Source organism: Cognatiyoonia koreensis, assembly GCF_900109295.1.
Lineage (GTDB): Bacteria > Pseudomonadota > Alphaproteobacteria > Rhodobacterales > Rhodobacteraceae > Cognatiyoonia > Cognatiyoonia koreensis.
The window spans coordinates 949,656-968,756 of sequence record NZ_FOIZ01000001.1; the positions used below are offsets into that span (position 1 = coordinate 949,656).

A 19,101-nucleotide genomic window follows, 5' to 3' on the forward strand; every position below is an offset into this window, starting at 1 on the left:
TGGCGCAAGCCATACGGGAAATCACCATGAAAGCAATGACATTAGCGGTGCTGATCGGCCTGCTTGCAAGTGCTGCCAGTGCCGATGATCTGGACCGGATCATGCAGTCCGCCAATCGCGCGTTCGACCGGATGCCGGTCTTGCAACGTGTGGAAATGATTGCCGGGCGGTGTGGGGCCGATCAGACGGTCAATCCTGCGGTTGCCTATTGCACCAGTCAGAACACCATTTTTGCGTCTGATGCGGCCGCGACACGGCCCGAAACCGCGTATCTTTTGGCCCATACACTGGGCCATGCGGTGCAGGTCAATCACGGCGTTGCCGATGTCGCACTGGCCACCATCAACGCCAATCGCGCCGACGAGGAGGCCCTGCGTGGCGATGTCACCCGGCAAGTCGAATGCATTGCTGGGGTCATTTATAGCCGTGCCGGTCTGCCATTGGTCGACCTGGCAGACTGGTTTTCGCGCGAACCGCTGACCGATTCCCATTGGGGCCGCGATCCGCTGAGCATTGGTCCAAAGGTCAGTATCGGGCTCGACGTGCGCAATCAATGGTTCGCGCGGGGCTATCGGGGGCAGATTGCGGATTGCGCCACGCCGCGCTTTGGGGCCGATTTGTTGATCGCCGCGTTCAAAGGGTAGGTGGCGTCAGTCGATATGCCGGCGCCAAGACCGGCGATCACGTCAAGCCGTTTTGGTTGGTCGGGGTTGGTCCAGCCTTAGTGAATGGGCTGACTTCGGCCAATGTCGCAAGCTAGAGGGCAGCACAAAGAAGCGTGAGCCGCCAGAACCATCCGGTTATTCCCACTCGATCGTGCCGGGTGGTTTGGACGTGATGTCGTAGGTCACGCGGTTGATTCCCTGCACTTCGTTGATAATGCGGGTTGCTGTTTCACCGAGGAATTCATGGCTGAACGGATAGTAATCCGCTGTCATGCCGTCGACCGAGGTGACCGCGCGCAATGCGCAGGCGAAATCGTAGGTCCGTCCGTCGCCCATCACGCCGACAGTGCGGACAGGCAGAATCGCAACAAAAGCCTGCCAGATGTCATCGTAGAGCCCGTGTTTGCGGATCTGGTCGATATAGACTGCGTCGGCGCGGCGCAGGATTTCGAGTTTCTCGCGTGTGATTTCGCCGGGACAACGGATGGCAAGACCGGGGCCGGGGAACGGGTGGCGTCCGATAAAGGATTTTGGCAGGCCAAGTTCGGTGCCCAGCGCGCGGACTTCATCCTTGAAGAGTTCACGCAGCGGTTCGACCAGTTTCAGGCCCATCTTTTCGGGCAGACCGCCGACATTGTGGTGGCTTTTGATCGTAACGGATGGTCCACCGCTGAACGAGACGGATTCGATCACGTCGGGATAGAGCGTTCCCTGTGCCAAGAACTCGGCACCTTCGATGTCGTTCGCGTATTTCTGGAAGACGTCGATGAACAGGCGGCCAATGATTTTTCGCTTTGTTTCCGGATCACTTACGCCGTCAAGTTCACCCAAGAACAGATCCTGTTCGTCCGCATGGATCAGCGCCATGTTGTAATTGTCGCGGAACATGGTCACGACTTCTTCCGCTTCACCTTGTCGCAGCAGGCCGTGGTCGACGAAGACGCAGGTCAGCTGGTCACCGATTGCTTCATGGATCAGCACGGCGGCTACGGACGAATCGACGCCGCCGGAAAGCCCGCAAATGACTTTCTTGTCGCCAACCTGTTCGCGGATCGCCGCAATCGCCTGTTCGCGGTATGCCCCCATCGTCCAGTCGCCGGAAAAGCCCGCAAGCCGGACAAAGTTTTCATAGAGTTTTGCCCCGTTCGGTGTGTGGTGCACTTCGGGGTGGAACTGGACGGCATAGAAATTGCGGGACGTGTCCGCCGTAATTGCGAAAGGTGCGTTTGGCGAGGTGCCGTAAACTGCAAAACCCGGAGCGATTTCAGAGACATGGTCGCCATGGCTCATCCAGACTTGTTCCCTGTCTGTCAGGAACCAGCCGTCCAGCAATGGCAGCTTGTCTTTTGGTGTCACATAGGCGCGCCCGAATTCGGCAGTGCCATGGCCGCGTTCCACTTTGCCGCCAAGGCATTGCATCATCACCTGCTGCCCGTAGCAGATCCCGAGAATCGGGACACCCATATCGAAGACCGACATCGGTGGGCGCGGTGAGTCCGGTGCGATGACCGATGCGGGACCGCCTGAAAAGATCACGGCCTTGGGGGCGAATTCCTTGAGGAACGCGTCTGTCACATTCTGATAGGGGTGGATTTCGCAATAGACCGAAAGTTCGCGCAGGCGGCGGGCAATCAGCTGTGTGACCTGGCTGCCGAAATCAATGATCAGCAGGCGTTCGTGTTCGTGTGTATCCATGTGCTCAGTTAAGGCGGATCATTGGGGGGTGCAAGGCGGCTCATGTCGCTTTCGCGCCTCAAAGGGCGTTTGCTGCGCACCGGACGGGTTCGCTAAGGCGTATCACACGCACAAAGGTTTCAGCGGAGTGTCGCCATGTCAGAAGCAGCAGTCAAAGCCGGTCGTCGCGGGCGCGGAGGAGGCGGGGCGGCCCGCCGTGCAGAGCGCACGGCTGTCAGCATCGAGACAGCGAAGTATATTTCGCGCAATATCCCAAACTACGAGGTTCTGGATGACGCCGCGCTGGACCTGATTGAAATCAACGCCGAGACGATTCTGGCTGAAATCGGGGTCAACTTTGTTGATAACCCCGAAGCGCTTGAACGCTGGAAAGCCGCCGGTGCGGAAATCGATGGCGAGCGCGTGCGCATCCCGCGCGGATTGGCCCGCAAGCTGTGTAGCACGGCACCCGCCACATATACCCAGCACGCCCGAAATCCCGAACGCAGCGTTGTCGTGGGTGGCAAGAACCTCGTCCTCGCTCCGGTCTACGGCCCGCCGTTTGTGCGCGATGCCGAAGGTGGTCGCCGCTATGCAACGATGGCGGATTTCGAGAAGTTCGTGAAGCTGGGCTATATGTCAAAGTGGCTGCACCATTCGGGCGGCACCGTCTGCGAGCCGACGGACGTGGCGGTGAACAAGCGCCATCTGGATATGCTGCTGACCCACATGATTTATAGCGACAAGCCGTTCATGGGGTCTGTTACCGAACCTTCCCGCGCGCAGGATTCCATCGAGATGTGCGAAATTCTGTTCGGCAAGGATTTCGTGCGCGACAACACTGTGATGACGTCGCTGATCAACATCAACTCGCCCCTGACATTTGATTCCATCATGATGGGTGCGCTTGAGGTGTTTGCGAAAAACAATCAGGCGAGCATCATCAGCCCGTTTATCGTCGGCGGCGCGATGGCCCCTGTGACGATTGCCGGCACGCTGACGCAGGTTTACGCAGAGGTTTTGGCTGGCATCGCATATGCGCAGATCATCAGACCCGGCGCGCCGGTAGTCTTTGGAACGTTTGTGACTTCGATCGACATGAATTCCGGCGCACCGACATTCGGAACGCCCGAGGCATCGCACATCACGTATGGGGCAGGGCAGCTTGCCCGCCGGCTTGGCGTGCCTTATCGCAGCGCGGGATCATTCTGTGGATCAAAGCTGCCTGACGCGCAGGCGGCTTATGAAACGGCGAACAGCTTGCAGATGGGCCTGTTATCCGGTGTCAATTTCATGCTTCACGCCTGTGGCTGGCTGGAGGGCGGTCTGGTCGCATCCTTCGAGAAATTCGTGATGGATGCGGACCAGCTTGGGACGCTGCACCAGTTTGCCAAGGGCGTCGACCTGTCCGAAAACGGGCAGGCGATGGACGCCATCGAAGAGGTCGGCCCAGGTGGGCACTATCTTGGTTGCGCCCATACGCAGGCGAACTTCAAATCGGCGTTCTGGCGGTCTGACGTGTTTGACTACAAACCGTTCGAGACCTGGGACGAAGAGGGTGCACGCGACACCCAGATGTTAGCCACGGCCCGCGTTGCGCGGATGCTTGACACCTATCAGCAACCGCCGCTTGATCCCGAAATTGAAGCAAGGCTGCGGGCCTATGTTGCCGACAAGAAGGCAAGCATGCCCGATAGCTTTACCTGATGGTCCTGCGCCGGTGCGTCGCCTCGAACAGGCGCGCTTCGGCCATGATGGCGATCAGCAGATCAATGTGCGTGGCATAGGAATACGCCGCGTCTTGCAGTTCCCGTTTTTCATTCATTTCCGCTTCGAGGTCGGACAGGCGCAGCAATGCTTCGCCCGTGCGTGGAATGACGGCTGATTTCAAAGCGCGCGGCAGGTCGCGTTCACGGCGGTAGTCGTCCAGACCGAAGCGGGCGGCCCGCACGAGCAGTTTCGGGCGCTGCAGTTTTCCGATCAGGGCAGTGATATCGAGCATGTCGTTTCCTTTGTGGCGATTCGTGATGTGTTCGCCGCAACATGGCACATCCTTTGGTTGTGTTGCGTCATCGCGCTTTCCTCCGCGCGGTCCCCCCCAAAATGGTTAACCAAATTCCGTCAGGGTCTTGTGGTCAAGTCGTTGTTAACACTTCGGTAAGAATGCACGCATAGGTTGCGTGGGTGCTTTTCGGTCCCGCTGGGGGACAGATATCGCACGGATAGAGGGGCTGTATTGCTATGCAGGGTGATTGTGATCGGAGAACCTTTGGGTTTCCCGCATGGGTTCCTGATTGTGTGACGCATTATTTGGCGCACACGATCGCTGGCCAATCCATTCGGGCGCTCGCGCGCGAGAAAGCCTGCCACCCCTCGACAATCTTGCGACAGGTTCGCCGGACTGAAGCGCGTCGGGACGATCCGCTGGTCGATGCCGCATTAAGGGCATTGATCCCGGACCCTGTATTGGGTCCTTCACACTCCCAAAAGGAACGAAACACTATGTCGACCCCAAATGTCATCCCGCATGTGATGCCGATGAAGGAAGTATTGAATCAAACACGTATTGATCGCGAGGCATTGCTGGCCCTACGTCGTCTGAGCGAACCACGGGCCGTGCTGGCTGTGGCCCGTGATATGGATACCGCCGTTATTGTGCGTGAGGATGCGTCCGGTGCCTCGTTGCGCACGGCTGTCGTGGACCGCGATATCGCGCAGGCCATGGCCTTGAAATCCTGGATCACTTGCAACACCCCCGATGCCCGGGTTGTGCGGTATTTCATCACAAATCAGGGCCGTGCAGAGCTGCGCCGCCTGACCGCCGAAGAGGAAAACCGCGCAAACGGATTCCACAAGGCCGGGCATGACAAGCGTGATGCCAGCCATGCCTGGGATCTGCGTGACGATGCGGGTAGTGCAAACCGTTATGTTGTCACTGAAAGCCCGTTGATCGGTCTTGCCCGCCGCAAGGACAGGGATGGTCAACATTTCCTAAACAAGGATCAGGTCGCCGCTGGTGAACGTCTGCGTCAGGATTATGAGCTTGCCCAGATCAGCCTTGTCGATCCGGACAACTGGCAGACCGATATTCACGAGAAGATCGCGCCTGCGCCCAAGGGCGTGGCAGACGCAAAGGCGCGCGTCATTGCCGCCTTGGCTGATCTTGGCCCCGGGCTTGGTGACGTTGTTCTGCGATGCTGTTGCCTTCTGGAAGGCATGGAGAAGGCCGAGAAGTCCTTGGGCTGGTCGTCGCGGTCAGGTAAGATCGTGCTGCGCATCGCGCTGACGCGCCTGATCCGCCACTACAAGGACGCGCATGGTGCGTTCGGGCCGCTGATCGGTTAATTCTGCGCGTTTTGCGCTTGGCCACGGGGGGCAGGCGCAAAACATGCAGTTTGTGCATTCCTGTCATGCGCGGCACCTTGACCGTTGGACTTTTGCCTTCCCCAGAGTTAGCTAGGAGACACCCAAGACGGAGTCTTTGATGTCTACCCGTGATCTGAAAATTCCGGCGCAACGCCATCCTGAAAAGCAGAAGCGTCCTGACGCGCCACAGCCCAAGAAACCGGATTGGATCAGGGTCAAGGCCCCGACCTCGCAAGGCTACAAGGACACGCACAAGATCATGCGTGACAACAAGCTGGTTACCGTATGCGAGGAAGCCGGCTGTCCGAACGTCGGTGAGTGCTGGTCGCAGGGTCATGCTACGATGATGATCATGGGCGAGGTTTGCACCCGTGCCTGCACGTTCTGCAATATCGCGACGGGCAAACCGCCGGAGGCGCTGGACGTCTTTGAACCAGGTCGCGTGGCTGACGCCGTCAAGAAGCTTGGCTTGAAGCACGTGGTTATCACGTCGGTCGACCGCGATGATGTCGAGGACGGTGGCGCGGAGCATTTCGCACAAACCATTCGTGCGGTGCGCCGTCAAAGCCCCGGCACCACGATCGAAATTCTCACACCCGATTTCATCCGCTGCGATCCAAGTGTGCTGGAGATCGTCGTCGCGGCCAAACCGGATGTCTTTAACCACAACCTAGAAACGGTTCCCGGCCTTTACCCCGAAGTGCGCCCCGGTGCGCGCTATTTCCATTCGCTGCGCTTGTTGCAGCGGGTGAAAGAAATCGATCCGACAATGTTTACCAAATCGGGCATCATGGTTGGATTGGGAGAAGACAAGCAGGCCGTGACCCAGGTGATGGAAGACATGCGCGCGGCTGATATCGATTTCCTGACCATTGGACAGTATCTGCAGCCGACGCCAAAGCATCACAAGGTCGATCGCTTTGTCACGCCGGAAGAATTCAAAGCCTACGAAAAGACCGCCTTTAACAAAGGGTTCCTGATGGTGTCGGCCACGCCTTTGACGCGGTCGTCATACCATGCTGGCGATGATTTTGCCCGGTTGCGTGCGGCCCGTCTTGCAAAGGCGAATTAAATCACCGACCGGCTTGGAAACTGGATCACGTTCTGCGTGCCTGCCGACATGATCCTGTTGATCTGGTCCGCGGCCGGGGCGGGGCGCGCGTAAAGGAACCCTTGCCCCAGGCGGACCCCCAGCTTTCGCAATGCTTTGTGTTCTTCCGGCTGTTCCACCCCTTCGGCAATCAGAAAGGCCGTTTCCTGCGAGGCGAAGTAGACCAGTGCGCTGGCCAGTGATTGCTTGGCCGTGTCGAGGTGGATGTCCATCACCAGGCGTCTGTCGAGCTTCATCACGTTCGGTTTTAACCGCAAGATCGTGTTCAGACCGGAATAGCCCGCGCCGACGTCGTCAATCGCAATTCTGATCCGTCGTTTGCGCAACACATCGGGTGTGCGCATCAGTTCTGCTGTGTTCGCGATTTCCTGATGTTCCGTCAATTCGATGATCACGCGGTCAGCAGGTGCATGGCGCAGCGCCATGAGAAACGCAGGTGCCGCGACGGTGGCTGGTGAGACGTTGACCGAAAGGTAGATCGGTGCCGGAATTTCAGGAAGGATGTCCAACGCGCGTTCGATTGCCGCGATTTCAAGCGCGACCTGCATGTTTGCGCGTCCCGCCTGTGCAAACCACCATTCGACACTGTGATTGCCCGGCGCGTTGAAGCGGCTAAGCGCCTCGACAGCACGAACAGTGCGAGAACTGAGCGACACGATCGGTTGCAGATAGATGTTCAACCCGCCCTGATGGATCACCCCGTTCATTTGCCGTTCGAGCGTGTATTTGTTGTGATAGTCCTTTTGTTCTTTGTTGATCGCATGCTGTGCGAGTTCGGCAAACATGCGCACCACTTCAAGATCGCGTGCGCTCAATGTCGGGATGGCCTGATGCGCGAAGCAGGTGAAAACACCGTAAAGCTGACCGTCCGCGTGGTGGATTGGCACGCAGATCAATGCCCCGATTTCAGCATCCCGATAGAACTGCACCCTTTCGAGCGCTGGAAACATGGCTGTATCTGGAACCAGTTGGGGCAAATCGCCGCCGATGAACTGTGCGCAGAGCATTTCACGCAGCGGGTGGATTGCACCGGGATAAAGGAAACCGGCCATGTTTTCGGCCCCGCAGACGCGCCGGAATTAGACCGCATCGTCCTTGATTTCAGAGATGTACACGACATCCATGCCCAGGTGCGTACGCACTGACTGCATTGCTTCGGTGATGACGATGTCGGGGTCAGAAATGGTTGTCGCTGAAGAAAACGCTGACAATTTCGACATAGAACACCTTGGACAATACTTAGCCTGCGCACCCTATGAAACTGCGCCTTAACAGGATGTTAAGGTGCGAATTTGAAGTAAGTGTTAACGAGTTACGCCTGCTCTTCTGTAAACCGGACTTTGCCAATAAATGGTAAATTCCGGTTGCGCTGTGCAAAATCAATGCCGTAGCCCACGACGAATTCATCGGGGATTTCAAAACCTGTCCAGTCTGCTTTGAAATCCACCTCGCGCCGGGCTGGTTTGTCCAGCAGGGCGATGGTTTTCATGCGAGCGGGTTTTTTCGTTTCGAGGTATTTGCTTACGTGGGCAAGCGTGTGACCTGTGTCGATGATGTCTTCGACAACCAGCACGTCGCGTCCTTCAATCGCGCCGCGTAAGTCTTTGAAAATACGCACTTCCCGACTGCTTTCCATCGCGTCGCCGTAGCTTGATGCCTCAAGAAAATCGACTTCGACCGGTAGGTCGAGTTCGCGCACAAGATCAGCGATGAAAACGAAGGAGCCGCGCAGCAGACCAACGACGACAAGCTTGTCGGTGCCGTCAAATTCATCATGGATTTCTTGCGACAGTTCTTCGATCCGGGCGGCGATGGACTTCGCGCTGATCATCTGGTCTATGAAATACGGTTTGTCGCCCATGCCGGTCCCCTGCGGTGTCTTGCGCCAAACTTGCGGATTCGGGCGGGAATGTCACCTAGTTTGGCAGGGCCTTTAGATAGCTTGCGATTGCCTGGCGGTCAGCGTCGGTCAGCTTGGCCGTGTTGCGCACGACTGCAGCCATTTCGCCACCGGCGCTGTCGAAATCAGGTGTGAAGCCGCTGCGCAGGTATTCCGCGATGTCGGCAACCGACCAATCCAGCTTTGACGGCGTGATTCCGGGCACGCGGCCTTCACCCGCTGGAAATGGTGCGCCGGTCATCCAGGCAGCGGTATCCAGACCGCCGATTGCATTGCGGGGCGTATGGCATTCGGCGCAGTGGCCAAGCGCCTCGACAAGATAACGGCCTTGCGCGATCTCGTCGCTTGCCGGGTCTTGCAGCGTCCAATCATCTACCATTGCGAAGGTTTTCCAGCCGCCGTTCAGCCGACGGATCGAAAAGGGGAAGGCTATGTCGTGCGGCTGGCTGGCGATATCGGAGGCGGGCAGGGTGCGCATGTAGCTGATTAGATCAATGACGTCCTGATCGCGCATCTTGTTGTAGGCACCGTAGGGAAAGACCGGGTAATACTGCTGCCCGTCAGGGGACACCCCGCGCAGGATCGCATTGGCCAAAGCGATATCATCCCAACTGCCGACGCCTGCGACGGGATCGGACGAAATGTTTGGCGCGACGAATGTGCCGAAGTCTGTCGCAAAGCGTTTGCCGCCCGACAACACATCGGCTGGCCCGTCTTCCGCGATGTGACACGATGCACAACCCGCAGCCGCGAAAATACGCGCGCCGCTTTCGGGATCGCCTTCAAGGCCGGCCAAGGCATCGTCGGGGAGTGGATCAGCTTGCGTGATCCACAAGCCGACACCGGCACCAACAAGCAGCAGCAGGCCAAGACCTGTGCCAAGGCGACGCCACATTACTCGCGCGGTGCGCGATAGGCTTCGTGGCACGCACCACAGGCCTTGCCGACATTGCCAAACCCGGCTTTGAGCGCGTCAAGGTCTGTGCCCGCAGCAGATGACAAGGCAACCGCTGCTTCTGTCAAAGCCATCTGGCTGGCGGCAAAGCCTTCACCATCCGTCCAGATTTCCGCTTTGGCGCGGCTGCCTTCGATTGAGGCATCACTGCCTTCGACCCAGTATCCGTACTGATCCATGCCAGCCAGTGCCGCGAGGTTGCTTGCTGCCGCTCCGGCGACTGAGGCGTCATAGGGGGCTTCTTCTTTTACCATTGCGCTGAGCGGTCCAAGGTAGAAGGAATAAAGTTGCATGTGCGCGTTGCGTGCGTTCATTGCTTTTGCCACATCTTCCGTGACATGTCCGTCAGCCAATGCAGCTGTCGCAAGTGAAATTGACAAAGTCGCTATTCCAATAGTCTTGAGCCGTCTCATGATCAGTCTCCTGTTCTATCAATAACTTCACGCTAGGGAATGAATACTGCGCTGTCATGCGGTCCGCGTTGGAAAATCCGCACAGAATTGGTGCGCAATCGCACAGCGTGACCCCGGGTCGCAGCGCGTCGCCAACGCGAAGGGCTTGAATTTGGGTGCATAATGATGACATCAGGCCAAAGCCGCGCTGTAGAGGACGCCTATGCCTGCCCATCACGAAACCCGGGTTTTGCCTTATACTGCCGACCAGATGTATGATCTTGTTGCAGACGTCGGGAATTATCCGAAGTTCCTGCCATGGACAGCGGCAGCGCGGGTCCGCTCGGTAACTGATCGCGGGGATCATGAGGAAATGCTGGCTGATCTCGTCATCTCGTTCAAGGTCTTCCGCGAAAAATTCGGCAGCCGCGTCCTGCTTTGGCCGCAAGAGAAGAAAATCGACACCGCTTATCTGGATGGCCCGTTCCATCACCTTGAAAGTACGTGGAAGTTCCGCGACGTGGACGGTGGCTGTGAAGTCGACTTTGAAGTCGATTTCGAATTTCGTAATCGCCTGCTTCAAGGCGCTGCGGGTATGTTTTTTAACGAAGCCATGCAGCGCGTTGTGCGTGCCTTCGAGCGCCGCGCGGCAGAGCTTTACCGGTGAGTGTCGCGGCCCGACTTGTCACCCTGTCGCAAGGCGGGGTCGGGGGCGGGCCGACGCAGCTGATGCGACTTTGCTTTTTTGATTGGGCCGTTTGTGCCATCGCCGGGCAGGATGAACCAGTGGTGCGGACCCTGATCTCGACGTGCGAGTCGCATGGCCCCTGCAGCGTCTTTGGCGGCGCTACATACGACCCGGCAACCGCTGCTTTGATCAATGGCACGATGGGTCATGCGCTGGACTACGACGACACCCATTTTGATCACATCGGTCATACGTCCGCTGTCGTTATGCCTGCCGTTCTGGCTGTTGCGCAGGATCAGATGATGGATCTGAACCGCGTCTTGGAGGCGGCGCTGGTTGGGTCTGAGGCAGCCGTACGTGTCGGGCTTTGGCTGGGGCACGATCATTATCAGGTTGGCTATCACCAGACGGCGACTGCGGGTGCATTTGGTGCGGTGGTTGGTTTGGCCCGCCTGCTGCGGCTTGATCGCGAACAGACTGACAATGCGATCGGGTTGACCGCCACAATGGCGTCGGGGCTGAAAGGCCAATTCGGGACGATGGGCAAGCCGCTGAATGCCGGTCTTGCGGCGCGCGTCGCGGTCGAGGCCGTGACATGGGCCAAGGCCGGGTTGACGAGCGATCCGCAAGGGTTGGAAAATTTTGCAGCGACACATCACGGTCAAGGCCACGAGTCCGCATGGGATGACGCGGAACCCTGGAAGATTGCCCGCATTAGTCACAAGTTTCACGCCTGTTGCCACGGATTGCATGCCATGCTGGAGGCTTTGGCGCAGCAACCGATAGATCCGGAAGCCATTGCAGTGGTGCGTGTTTACACCCATCCGCGTTGGATGAGCGTTTGCAACAAGCCAGACCCTGCCACTGGCCTGGAAGCGAAATTTTCTTATCGCCAGACGGCTGCGATGGCGATTGCCGGTATCTCGACGGCGGCAATCGCGCGCTTTTCCGATGATATTGCGTCTGACCCCGAACTTCGCGCCCTGCGCGAAAAGGTGGAAGTGATGTCTGACGATCGTCTGTCAGAGATGCAGGCGCGGGTCGTTCTGACGTTTGCTGACGGGCGCACGGAAACTCGCGAACATGATCTGGACGCTCCACTTTCCTTGTCCGAGCGTGAAACGCGTTTGCGCGCCAAAGCGACGGCTGTGCTGGGCGACGCACGCGCGGCAGCGTTGTGGGATGTGGTCAGTCGCGGTGATCTTGTTGGACTGTTCGACGTTTGAAACGAAAACGGGCACCCGAAGGTGCCCCTTTCCACATTTGCCGAAGCTGATCAGCTGTTGAGTTCGTAAGCCCGTTCGCCATGTACCGCCAGGTCGAGACCTGTTGTTTCGGTTTCGGGATCGACGCGCAACGCTGTGACGGCCTTACAGATCACGATGAGTACGCAGGTGACGACGATCGTATAAGCTCCAACAATCGCGAGCGAGCCGAGTTGTGCCGCCCATGACCCGGCACCGAAGACGGCGATCATGATCGTGCCGAAAATGCCGCCTACACCGTGCACTGCAAACACATCGAGCGTGTCGTCGATTTTCACGACGTTGCGGATCAGTGTCACAGCTTCCTGGCACATAATACCCGCGACGGATCCGATGACGAGCGCTTCGACAGGGCCAACAAAACCGGACGCGGGCGTGATCGAGGCAAGCCCGGCAATCGTGCCGGTCACCATACCCACAAGCGAGGCCTTGCCGAACTTGATCTTTTCCCAGAGGGCCCATGTCAACGACGCTGCCGCTGCGGACAGATGTGTCACGGTGATCGCCATCGCCGCGCCGCCGTCAGCTGCAAGCTGCGAGCCGCCGTTGAAACCGAACCAGCCAATCCAGAGCATCGCGGCCCCGATCATCACCATGCCGGGGTTGTGCGGCGGCTTGGACGCATCACGACGGCTGCCGAGGAAGATCGCGAGAACGAGCGCTGCCAGACCAGCGGTTTCGTGCACGACGACACCGCCTGCAAAGTCTTTCAAGCCGACGTCACCGAAGATGCCACCGTCTGCGAGCATTCCGCCCCCCCAGACCCAGTGCACGACGGGCGCATAGCACAGCAACATCCAGAGGCCCGAGAAAAGCAGGACGAAGCCGAACCCGATCCGTTCGACGTAGGCCCCGACGATAAGTGCCGGTGTGATGATTGCAAATGTCATCTGGAAAGCAAAGAAAAGCACTTCTGGTAGGGTCCCGAAGACCGTGTCGGCATCAATGCCGGACAGAAAGACCTTGTCCAGACCGCCCCAATATCCAGATGTTCCGCTGCCGAACGCAATCGAGTAGCCGAAGGCAAACCAGAGGATGCTCATCAAACAGGCAATCGCGTAGCAATGCATAAAGACGCTGAGAACGTTTCGCCCCCGCACAAGACCACCGTAAAACAATGCAAGTCCCGGTAGCGTCATGAACAGGACCAATGCCGTGGCCACGATAATCCAGGCTGTATCCGCTCCAACCATGATAGATTCCTTCCCCTTTTTTGTCGTTAGGGCGAGGGACCGGATTTCATGTGCTATGAAAAGGAGCGACCGGAGGTCAATACGCTCAATTTCCACGCAATTCTGAGAAAGCGTAAAAATTGGGCGCTCTGGTGGCGGATTGCCTATTCTGGCGACAGCGCGCGAAGAAGCAGGTTGAGCGCATGATCGCGGGCGGCTTTGCGCACGCTGTCGCGCCCGAGCGCGCCGAAGTCCTTGGTTTCGGTGTGCACATCGGTGCGCGTCGCCAGCCCAAAGCAGACGCGGCCTTCGGGTTTGTGGTCCGACCCGCCGGGCCCTGCGATGCCGGTGATAGACACCGAAAGTGTTGCAGTGGAATTGGCGATCGCCCCGATCGCCATTTCGCGCGCGACCTCTTCGGAGACCGCCCCGACACTTTCGAGTGTGCGGGTGCTGACGCCAAGCATGTCGGTTTTGGCTGCATTGGTGTAGGTCACGAACCCCCGGTCAAAAACCGCCGAACTGCCCGGCACATCCGTGATCGCGGCAGAAACCATGCCGCCTGTGCAGCTTTCGGCGGTGGCGATGATGGCTTGTGATTTTTGGGCAGATGCAAGGATCTGTTCGGCGAGGGTCACATCATCACCCCGTGGTAGAGCGTGGCGAGTGCGATGACCCCAATGCCCGCGAGAATGCCCGCGATGACATCATCCAGCATCACGCCGGTCGCGTCGCTGCGCCTGTCTGCCCAACCCACCGGACCAGGCTTGGTAATGTCGAACAGGCGAAAGAGCAGGAATGCGGCAATCCAGCCCGGCCAGAGCGTGAGCAAGCTGACGTTCATCATATTGGCCCCATAAGCCACGGGCAGCAAAGCGATCCACTGGCCGACGACTTCGTCTATGACGATTTCGGAGGGGTCGTGATCATCTTTGCCGCGTGTTTCTTCCAGCGTGGCCCAATAGCCGATCCAATAGGCGATCAGGGCTGCAAAGATCAGTCCGAAAAAACCGGCCCATGACATGATGAGATATGCTGCGGGCAGGGCAGCAAGCGAGCCCCATGTGCCCGGTGCGGGTTTCAAGAGGCCTGCGAAAAAGAAAGTGGCGATGATCCGGCTCATGGTTTGACCAAGGTCGCGGTCGCAAGGCTGGCGATGCCTTCGCCGCGGCCTGTGAAACCGAGTTGTTCGGATGTGGTTGCCTTGACGCTGATCCGGTCTGCGCTGATCCCGATGATGTCGGCCAGTGCCGCTTTCATAGCTGGTTGATGCGGGCCGATTTTCGGATACTCGCAGACCAGCGTGCAATCCACGTTGGACACCGAAAATCCCTGTTCACTTGCCAGTTCGACCGCATGTCGCAGAAAGATTTCGCTGCGCGCGCCCTTCCATTGCGGATCACTTGGCGGGAAATGCTGTCCGATATCCCCCATGCCAAGTGCGCCATAAATCGCATCTGTGACTGCGTGCATACCGACATCGGCGTCGGAATGACCTTGCAAGCCGCGTTCGTGGGGGACCTTGATGCCGCATAGCCAGACGTGATCGCCCGGTCCAAAGCGGTGCACGTCGTAGCCGTTGCCAAGGCGAATATCCATGGTCTGTTCCATTAGTCTTGTCGCGCGGGCCAGATCATCCGGCCCGGTAATTTTGATGTTATCCTCGTCCCCGGGCACAATCGCAACCGTCAGCCCTGCGGCTCGGGCAACTTCGACGTCGTCAGCCGCCGTTCCAGCGTGCGCGGCGTGGGCATCTCGGATGACGGCGTAGCGAAACCCTTGTGGTGTTTGTGCGCGGAAAAGCCCAGTGCGATCCTGCGTGCCAGTGACGATCCGGTCTTGCCCCGTCCAGAGTGCATCGACGACCGGCACGGCGGGTGCTGCGCCGTCGTGATGGTCCAATGCCGCGATGACATTGGCGATGACGGTTTGAGAGACGAGGGGGCGGGCGGCATCATGGATCAGTACGTAATCCGGATTGTGGTCAGCCAATGCGTCTAGCCCGGCGCGGACGGACGCATCGCGCGTTTCACCGCCGGTCACAACGATGTCAGCTGCCAGACCGGTTTCGTTCCAGCGTACCAGATCGTTTTCGTTCAGGACAACGACCGTAGTCTGGCAACTTGAACTTAATGACTTAAGGCTATGTTCCAGAACAGTTTTGCCGTGAAGTAATTGCCATTGCTTTGGCACGTTCCCGCCCGCGCGTTCACCCTTGCCAGCAGCAACCAGAATCGCAACGATGTGCGGTTGTTTGAAATTGGATGTCATGATGTCGGTGTAAGTCCTGCGCGAAACCGGCGCAATCGCGCTGTTCGGATTTGCAAAACGCACAATATTCAGGCAGTTTGCGGTTTTTGCACAAATACTCATCACATGGGCATGGCGGCCTTGGGTGAATGAACGTATCTCCATCGCACTGCCTAAGGAACAGGCATATATGACCGGTATGACGACGATCCCCTCAATAGAGCTTGGTACGGCCCGTTTGACGCCGCCAGTGGCGCTTGCGCCATTAGCGGGGATCACTGACCTGCCGTTCCGCCAACTGGTGGCGCGGTTTGGTGCAGGCTGGGTTGTGAGCGAGATGGTCGCGTCTCAGGAAATGGTGCAGGCCAAGCCGGGCGTGCGCGAACGTGCCGAGCTGGGCTTTGACCAGGCTGGCACCGCAGTCCAGTTGGCCGGACGGGAAGCCAGGTGGATGGCGGAAGCGGCGCGTATGGTCGAGGCGAACGGTGCCGCCATCATCGATATCAATATGGGATGTCCGGCAAAGAAAGTGACGAACGGGTATTCCGGCTCGGCCCTGTTGAAAACGCCGAATCACGCGCTGTCCCTGATCGAGGCCGTTGTGGCGGCAGTACAAATTCCCGTCACGCTGAAAACGCGCCTTGGCTGGGATCATGATTGTTTGAATGCCGCTGATGTGGCGCGGCGTGCCGAAGCCGCAGGAATACGGTTGGTGACGATACACGGGCGTACCCGTTGCCAGTTCTACAAAGGGTCGGCGGACTGGGACGCCATTCGCGCCATCAAGGATGCTGTGCGCATTCCCGTCATCGCCAATGGTGATATTGTCGACGCTGCCTCAGCGCGGAAGGCATTGAAGGCGTCAGGGGCCGATGGGGTCATGATCGGACGGGGCGCGCAGGGGCGGCCTTGGATCCTGGCAGAGGTCGCTTCGGCGTTGCATGGCACGGCCAAACCAGAAGTGCCACAAGGGCGCGTTCTGGTCGATCTGGTCGCCGGACATTACGAAGCGATGCTGTCGTTCTATGGTGCCGAATTGGGCGGCAAGGTCGCCCGCAAGCACCTTGGCTGGTATATGGATGATGCAGGAACGCATGGACAATTGCGAAAGGAAATCCTGACGTCGCGATCGCCCGCCGTGGTGCTGAAGCTTTTGCCGGACGCGCTTTGCCCGCAGGCGGTCGCCGCATGATCCAGGATGACAACCTGTGGAATTCGCTTCCGATCCCGTCGCTTCTGATCGCGGGCGATGATCGCATTTTGCAATCCAACGCCGCCGCCGAAAGCTTTTTGAACCTGTCAGCAAAGCAGGTCCAGAATGTATCGCTTTGGGATACGATCCTGATTGATGCGCAGCTTGAAGGGCCTTTCAGCAGGGCGCGCGACAGGCGCACACCCTTGTTCATCAACGATGTTGCCGTCGGCAGCGGGATGGGGCCGCCGATGGTCTGCAACGTCCACTTTGCACCGCTGTCAGGATCGGATGATGTAACGCTGATGATGATCCGGCCGATCGAGATCGCGAGCCGGATGACCAAAGGCGGAAAGTCGTCGACCGCCGCGCGCTCTGCCATCGGGATGGCCGAAATGCTGGCGCATGAAATCAAGAACCCGCTGGCGGGCATTACAGGCGCCGCGCAGCTGCTTTCCATGAACCTGAGCGCGGAAGATCAGGAACTGACCGATCTGATCGTGGCAGAGTCGCGGCGCATTGTGAAGCTGCTGGAGCAGGTCGAGCAATTCGGCAATTTGCGTCCCCCCGCGATGAAGCCGATCAACATCCATGATGTGATTGACCGAGCGCGTCAGTCGGCGGCTGTCGGGTTTGGTGCGCATATGTTTTTCATCGTCGATTACGACCCGTCGCTGCCGTACGCGATGGCCGACGGCGATCAGTTGCTGCAGGTGATGTTGAACCTGCTGAAGAACGCTTCAGAGGCGGGGTCCGACGGTGGCACGATCCGGTTGCGCACCTTTTATGACGGGTCTTTGCGGGTGCGCCAGCAGGACGGCATCAAGGCCAGTCTGCCGCTTCAGATCGAAGTGATCGATGATGGCCCCGGTTTGCCGCCCTCGATCGCCGATGATATTTTCGAACCCTTTATTTCGGGCCGCGAGAACGGCACGGGTCTGGGGCTGGCGCTGGTGAGCAAGCTTGTTCACGACGGTGGCGGCTGGATCAGTGTGGACAGCGTCCCGGGCAAAACGGTTTTCAGGATCTCGCTGCCGCGGGCTCCCAAATTCTTACCTGACGGAGACAGCTAAATGGACGGCACAATTCTAGTTGCAGATGACGACCGGACGATCCGTACCGTATTGACGCAGGCATTGACGCGGGCGGGTTGCAAGGTTCATGCCACATCCTCGCTTGTGACGCTGATGCGTTGGGTGGACGAAGGTAAGGGCGATCTGGTCATTTCCGATGTGATCATGCCGGATGGCAACGGCCTTGAACAACTGCCCGAAATCGCGGCAAAGCGGCCTGGCCTTCCGGTCATCGTGATATCCGCGCAGAATACGATCATGACAGCGATTCAGGCGGCCGAGGCGGATGCTTATGACTACCTACCCAAGCCGTTCGATCTGCCAGATTTGATGAAACGCGCGGCGCGCGCCCTTGATGTCAAACGCCGCGCACCTGTGGCGCGCGCGACAGGGGATGCCGATCCGTCTGGAGATCTGCCGCTTGTCGGACGCACGCCTGCGATGCAGGGGCTTTATCGCCTTGTCGCAAGAGTGATGAACACCACGATGCCGGTCCTGATCACCGGTGAAAGCGGCACTGGCAAGTCGCTGATCGCGCGGGCAATCCATGATTTTTCGGACCGCAGGAACCTGCCTTTTGTCACCGTATCGGCGCAGGATCTGGAAGGGATGGATGGGCCCAACGCCGTTCTTGCGCGTGCGAAGGGTGGGTCGATCCTGTTTGACGAAATCGGTGATCTGGACGATCTGGCACAAGCCAAGATTGTGCGTATGCTTGACAGTCTGGACAGCAATGCACCGCGCATCATGGCGACGTCCCAAGGCAATCTGACCGATCTTATGGAAGCTGGTGCGTTCCGGCAGGATCTGTTCTATCGCATCGGTGGTGTCACCGTGGCTGTGCCGTCCTTGCGTGAGCGTGTCGATGATATCCCGCTGCTGGCCGAGCATTTCCTGACCAAAGCAGAGCGCGAAGGCGCACCCGCACGGCGTCTGAGCGACGGGGCAATGCAGTTGATCCGCACCTATAGCTGGCCCGGAAACGTGCGCCAGTTGGAAAACGCCATCAAACGGCTGGTTTTTACAGCTACCGAAGACGCGGTGGCGCAGTCCGAGGTCGAAGTTGTCCTTGGCAACCAGCCGGAAATGGAGCCATTGCGCAGAGGCGGCGAGGGCGACAAGCTTTCGGCGTCAGTGGCAAAGCACCTGCAGCGCTATTTCGACCTGCACGGTGGTGTGTTGCCGCCACCGGGCCTTTACAATCGGATTCTGCGCGAGGTTGAGGCGCCACTGATCGAAATCAGTCTTGATGCGACCGGCGGAAATCAAGCTAAATGTGCCGATTTGCTGGGGATCAACCGCAATACCTTGAGAAAAAAGATCACCGATCTCGATATTCGCGTGACTCGCCGCCGCAAATTGATGTAAAACCGCAACATAACCGTGGCCCCAAAGGCG

At 58.5% G+C, this 19,101-nt stretch carries 20 protein-coding genes; 9 read left to right on the forward strand and 11 right to left on the reverse strand.

Annotated elements, in window-relative coordinates; all coding sequences use genetic code 11:
- Positions 1-26: 26 nt before the first annotated feature.
- Positions 27-644: a neutral zinc metallopeptidase gene (locus BMY44_RS04775; RefSeq protein WP_089990899.1), complete on the forward strand. Its 618-nt coding sequence runs from the start codon at positions 27-29 to the stop codon at positions 642-644.
- A gap of 156 nt (positions 645-800) precedes the next feature.
- Here BMY44_RS04775 and guaA read toward each other — a convergent pair whose 3' ends face one another.
- On the reverse strand, positions 801-2,360 hold the full coding sequence (guaA, locus tag BMY44_RS04780; protein WP_089990902.1) for a glutamine-hydrolyzing GMP synthase: 1,560 nt from the start codon (positions 2,358-2,360) through the stop codon (positions 801-803).
- 135 nt (positions 2,361-2,495) lie between these two features.
- Here guaA and BMY44_RS04785 point away from each other — a divergent pair, with 135 nt between their 5' ends.
- The gene (locus BMY44_RS04785) at positions 2,496-4,046 is read left to right on the forward strand and encodes a trimethylamine methyltransferase family protein (RefSeq protein ID WP_089990904.1); all 1,551 of its coding nucleotides are present in this window, start codon (positions 2,496-2,498) and stop codon (positions 4,044-4,046) included.
- Here BMY44_RS04785 and BMY44_RS04790 read toward each other — a convergent pair.
- Positions 4,039-4,341 carry a DUF6477 family protein gene (locus BMY44_RS04790; RefSeq protein ID WP_089990907.1) on the reverse strand — a complete coding sequence of 101 codons (303 nt, stop codon included), beginning with the start codon at positions 4,339-4,341 and terminating at the stop codon, positions 4,039-4,041. The genes BMY44_RS04785 and BMY44_RS04790 overlap by 8 nt on opposite strands.
- Positions 4,342-4,580: 239 nt before the next feature.
- Between BMY44_RS04790 and BMY44_RS04795 the strand changes: the two genes are divergently transcribed.
- Together BMY44_RS04795 and lipA are read left to right on the forward strand one after the other, a co-directional pair.
- The gene (locus BMY44_RS04795) at positions 4,581-5,684 is read left to right on the forward strand and encodes a DUF6456 domain-containing protein (protein ID WP_089990910.1); all 1,104 of its coding nucleotides are present in this window, start codon (positions 4,581-4,583) and stop codon (positions 5,682-5,684) included.
- A gap of 139 nt (positions 5,685-5,823) precedes the next feature.
- Complete coding sequence (lipA, locus tag BMY44_RS04800) at positions 5,824-6,777, forward strand: lipoyl synthase (RefSeq protein WP_089990913.1); 954 nt, start codon at positions 5,824-5,826, stop codon at positions 6,775-6,777.
- On the opposite strand, the gene BMY44_RS04805 is transcribed toward lipA, so the two are convergent.
- From BMY44_RS04805 to BMY44_RS04820, 5 genes are all read right to left on the reverse strand, one after another.
- Positions 6,774-7,868, reverse strand: a complete 1,095-nt coding sequence (locus BMY44_RS04805) for a sensor domain-containing phosphodiesterase (protein ID WP_089990916.1) — start codon at positions 7,866-7,868, stop codon at positions 6,774-6,776. The genes lipA and BMY44_RS04805 overlap by 4 nt on opposite strands.
- A 27-nt stretch (positions 7,869-7,895) precedes the next feature.
- The gene (locus tag BMY44_RS18160) at positions 7,896-8,036 is read right to left on the reverse strand and encodes a hypothetical protein (RefSeq protein ID WP_165611783.1); all 141 of its coding nucleotides are present in this window, start codon (positions 8,034-8,036) and stop codon (positions 7,896-7,898) included.
- Positions 8,037-8,128: 92 nt separating this feature from the next.
- Positions 8,129-8,677, reverse strand: coding sequence for a hypoxanthine phosphoribosyltransferase (gene hpt / locus BMY44_RS04810; RefSeq protein WP_089990919.1), 549 nt, complete (start codon positions 8,675-8,677; stop codon positions 8,129-8,131).
- A 55-nt stretch (positions 8,678-8,732) separates the two neighbouring features.
- Entirely contained in the window at positions 8,733-9,644 is a 912-nt protein-coding gene (locus tag BMY44_RS04815; protein ID WP_341349644.1) for a cytochrome c, read from the reverse strand.
- Positions 9,611-10,084, reverse strand: a complete 474-nt coding sequence (locus BMY44_RS04820; RefSeq protein ID WP_089990924.1) for a c-type cytochrome — start codon at positions 10,082-10,084, stop codon at positions 9,611-9,613. The genes BMY44_RS04815 and BMY44_RS04820 overlap by 34 nt, the downstream gene beginning before the upstream one ends.
- Before the next feature lie 202 nt (positions 10,085-10,286).
- Between BMY44_RS04820 and BMY44_RS04825 the strand changes: the two genes are divergently transcribed.
- A complete protein-coding gene (locus tag BMY44_RS04825) occupies positions 10,287-10,730 on the forward strand; it encodes a type II toxin-antitoxin system RatA family toxin (protein ID WP_089990927.1) in 444 nt (147 codons plus the stop codon).
- Entirely contained in the window at positions 10,727-11,977 is a 1,251-nt protein-coding gene (locus tag BMY44_RS04830) for an MmgE/PrpD family protein (RefSeq protein ID WP_089990929.1), read from the forward strand. Before BMY44_RS04825 ends, BMY44_RS04830 begins: the two co-directional genes overlap by 4 nt.
- Positions 11,978-12,027: 50 nt before the next feature.
- Here the strand turns inward: BMY44_RS04830 and BMY44_RS04835 are convergent, their stop codons facing one another.
- The 4 genes from BMY44_RS04835 to BMY44_RS04850 all read right to left on the reverse strand — a co-directional run bounded on the left by BMY44_RS04835 (position 12,028) and on the right by BMY44_RS04850 (position 15,459).
- Positions 12,028-13,209 (reverse strand): ammonium transporter, encoded by a 1,182-nt coding sequence (locus BMY44_RS04835; RefSeq protein ID WP_089990932.1) that lies wholly within the window; start codon positions 13,207-13,209, stop codon positions 12,028-12,030.
- A 143-nt stretch (positions 13,210-13,352) separates the two neighbouring features.
- The gene (locus BMY44_RS04840; RefSeq protein ID WP_089990934.1) at positions 13,353-13,826 is read right to left on the reverse strand and encodes a CinA family protein; all 474 of its coding nucleotides are present in this window, start codon (positions 13,824-13,826) and stop codon (positions 13,353-13,355) included.
- Positions 13,823-14,311, reverse strand: a complete 489-nt coding sequence (locus BMY44_RS04845) for a phosphatidylglycerophosphatase A family protein (RefSeq protein ID WP_089990936.1) — start codon at positions 14,309-14,311, stop codon at positions 13,823-13,825. Before BMY44_RS04845 ends, BMY44_RS04840 begins: the two co-directional genes overlap by 4 nt.
- Entirely contained in the window at positions 14,308-15,459 is a 1,152-nt protein-coding gene (locus BMY44_RS04850) for a bifunctional 2-C-methyl-D-erythritol 4-phosphate cytidylyltransferase/2-C-methyl-D-erythritol 2,4-cyclodiphosphate synthase (RefSeq protein ID WP_089994549.1), read from the reverse strand. The genes BMY44_RS04845 and BMY44_RS04850 overlap by 4 nt, the downstream gene beginning before the upstream one ends.
- A 169-nt stretch (positions 15,460-15,628) precedes the next feature.
- On the opposite strand from BMY44_RS04850, the gene dusB reads away from it, so the two are divergent.
- From dusB to BMY44_RS04865, 3 genes are read left to right on the forward strand one after another with little or no spacing between them, the layout of a single operon-like run.
- A complete protein-coding gene (dusB, locus tag BMY44_RS04855; protein ID WP_242650484.1) occupies positions 15,629-16,630 on the forward strand; it encodes a tRNA dihydrouridine synthase DusB in 1,002 nt (333 codons plus the stop codon).
- Complete coding sequence (locus BMY44_RS04860; protein WP_089990939.1) at positions 16,627-17,703, forward strand: two-component system sensor histidine kinase NtrB; 1,077 nt, start codon at positions 16,627-16,629, stop codon at positions 17,701-17,703. Before dusB ends, BMY44_RS04860 begins: the two co-directional genes overlap by 4 nt.
- A complete protein-coding gene (locus tag BMY44_RS04865) occupies positions 17,704-19,071 on the forward strand; it encodes a response regulator (protein WP_089990941.1) in 1,368 nt (455 codons plus the stop codon).
- Positions 19,072-19,101: the final 30 nt, after the last annotated feature.

Bases quoted from the DNA above. Each gene is read 5' to 3' on its own strand.
- BMY44_RS04775 (WP_089990899.1), top strand. From the start codon at position 27: ATGAAAGCAATGACATTAGCGGTGCTGATCGGCCTGCTTGCAAGTGCT.
- guaA (WP_089990902.1), bottom strand. From the start codon at position 2,360: ATGGATACACACGAACACGAACGCCTGCTGATCATTGATTTCGGCAGC.
- BMY44_RS04785 (WP_089990904.1), top strand. From the start codon at position 2,496: ATGTCAGAAGCAGCAGTCAAAGCCGGTCGTCGCGGGCGCGGAGGAGGC.
- BMY44_RS04790 (WP_089990907.1), bottom strand. From the start codon at position 4,341: ATGCTCGATATCACTGCCCTGATCGGAAAACTGCAGCGCCCGAAACTG.
- BMY44_RS04795 (WP_089990910.1), top strand. From the start codon at position 4,581: ATGCAGGGTGATTGTGATCGGAGAACCTTTGGGTTTCCCGCATGGGTT.
- lipA (WP_089990913.1), top strand. From the start codon at position 5,824: ATGTCTACCCGTGATCTGAAAATTCCGGCGCAACGCCATCCTGAAAAG.
- BMY44_RS04805 (WP_089990916.1), bottom strand. From the start codon at position 7,868: ATGGCCGGTTTCCTTTATCCCGGTGCAATCCACCCGCTGCGTGAAATG.
- BMY44_RS18160 (WP_165611783.1), bottom strand. From the start codon at position 8,036: ATGTCGAAATTGTCAGCGTTTTCTTCAGCGACAACCATTTCTGACCCC.
- hpt (WP_089990919.1), bottom strand. From the start codon at position 8,677: ATGGGCGACAAACCGTATTTCATAGACCAGATGATCAGCGCGAAGTCC.
- BMY44_RS04820 (WP_089990924.1), bottom strand. From the start codon at position 10,084: ATGAGACGGCTCAAGACTATTGGAATAGCGACTTTGTCAATTTCACTT.
- BMY44_RS04825 (WP_089990927.1), top strand. From the start codon at position 10,287: ATGCCTGCCCATCACGAAACCCGGGTTTTGCCTTATACTGCCGACCAG.
- BMY44_RS04835 (WP_089990932.1), bottom strand. From the start codon at position 13,209: ATGGTTGGAGCGGATACAGCCTGGATTATCGTGGCCACGGCATTGGTC.
- BMY44_RS04845 (WP_089990936.1), bottom strand. From the start codon at position 14,311: ATGAGCCGGATCATCGCCACTTTCTTTTTCGCAGGCCTCTTGAAACCC.
- BMY44_RS04850 (WP_089994549.1), bottom strand. From the start codon at position 15,459: ATGACATCCAATTTCAAACAACCGCACATCGTTGCGATTCTGGTTGCT.
- dusB (WP_242650484.1), top strand. From the start codon at position 15,629: ATGACCGGTATGACGACGATCCCCTCAATAGAGCTTGGTACGGCCCGT.
- BMY44_RS04860 (WP_089990939.1), top strand. From the start codon at position 16,627: ATGATCCAGGATGACAACCTGTGGAATTCGCTTCCGATCCCGTCGCTT.
- BMY44_RS04865 (WP_089990941.1), top strand. From the start codon at position 17,704: ATGGACGGCACAATTCTAGTTGCAGATGACGACCGGACGATCCGTACC.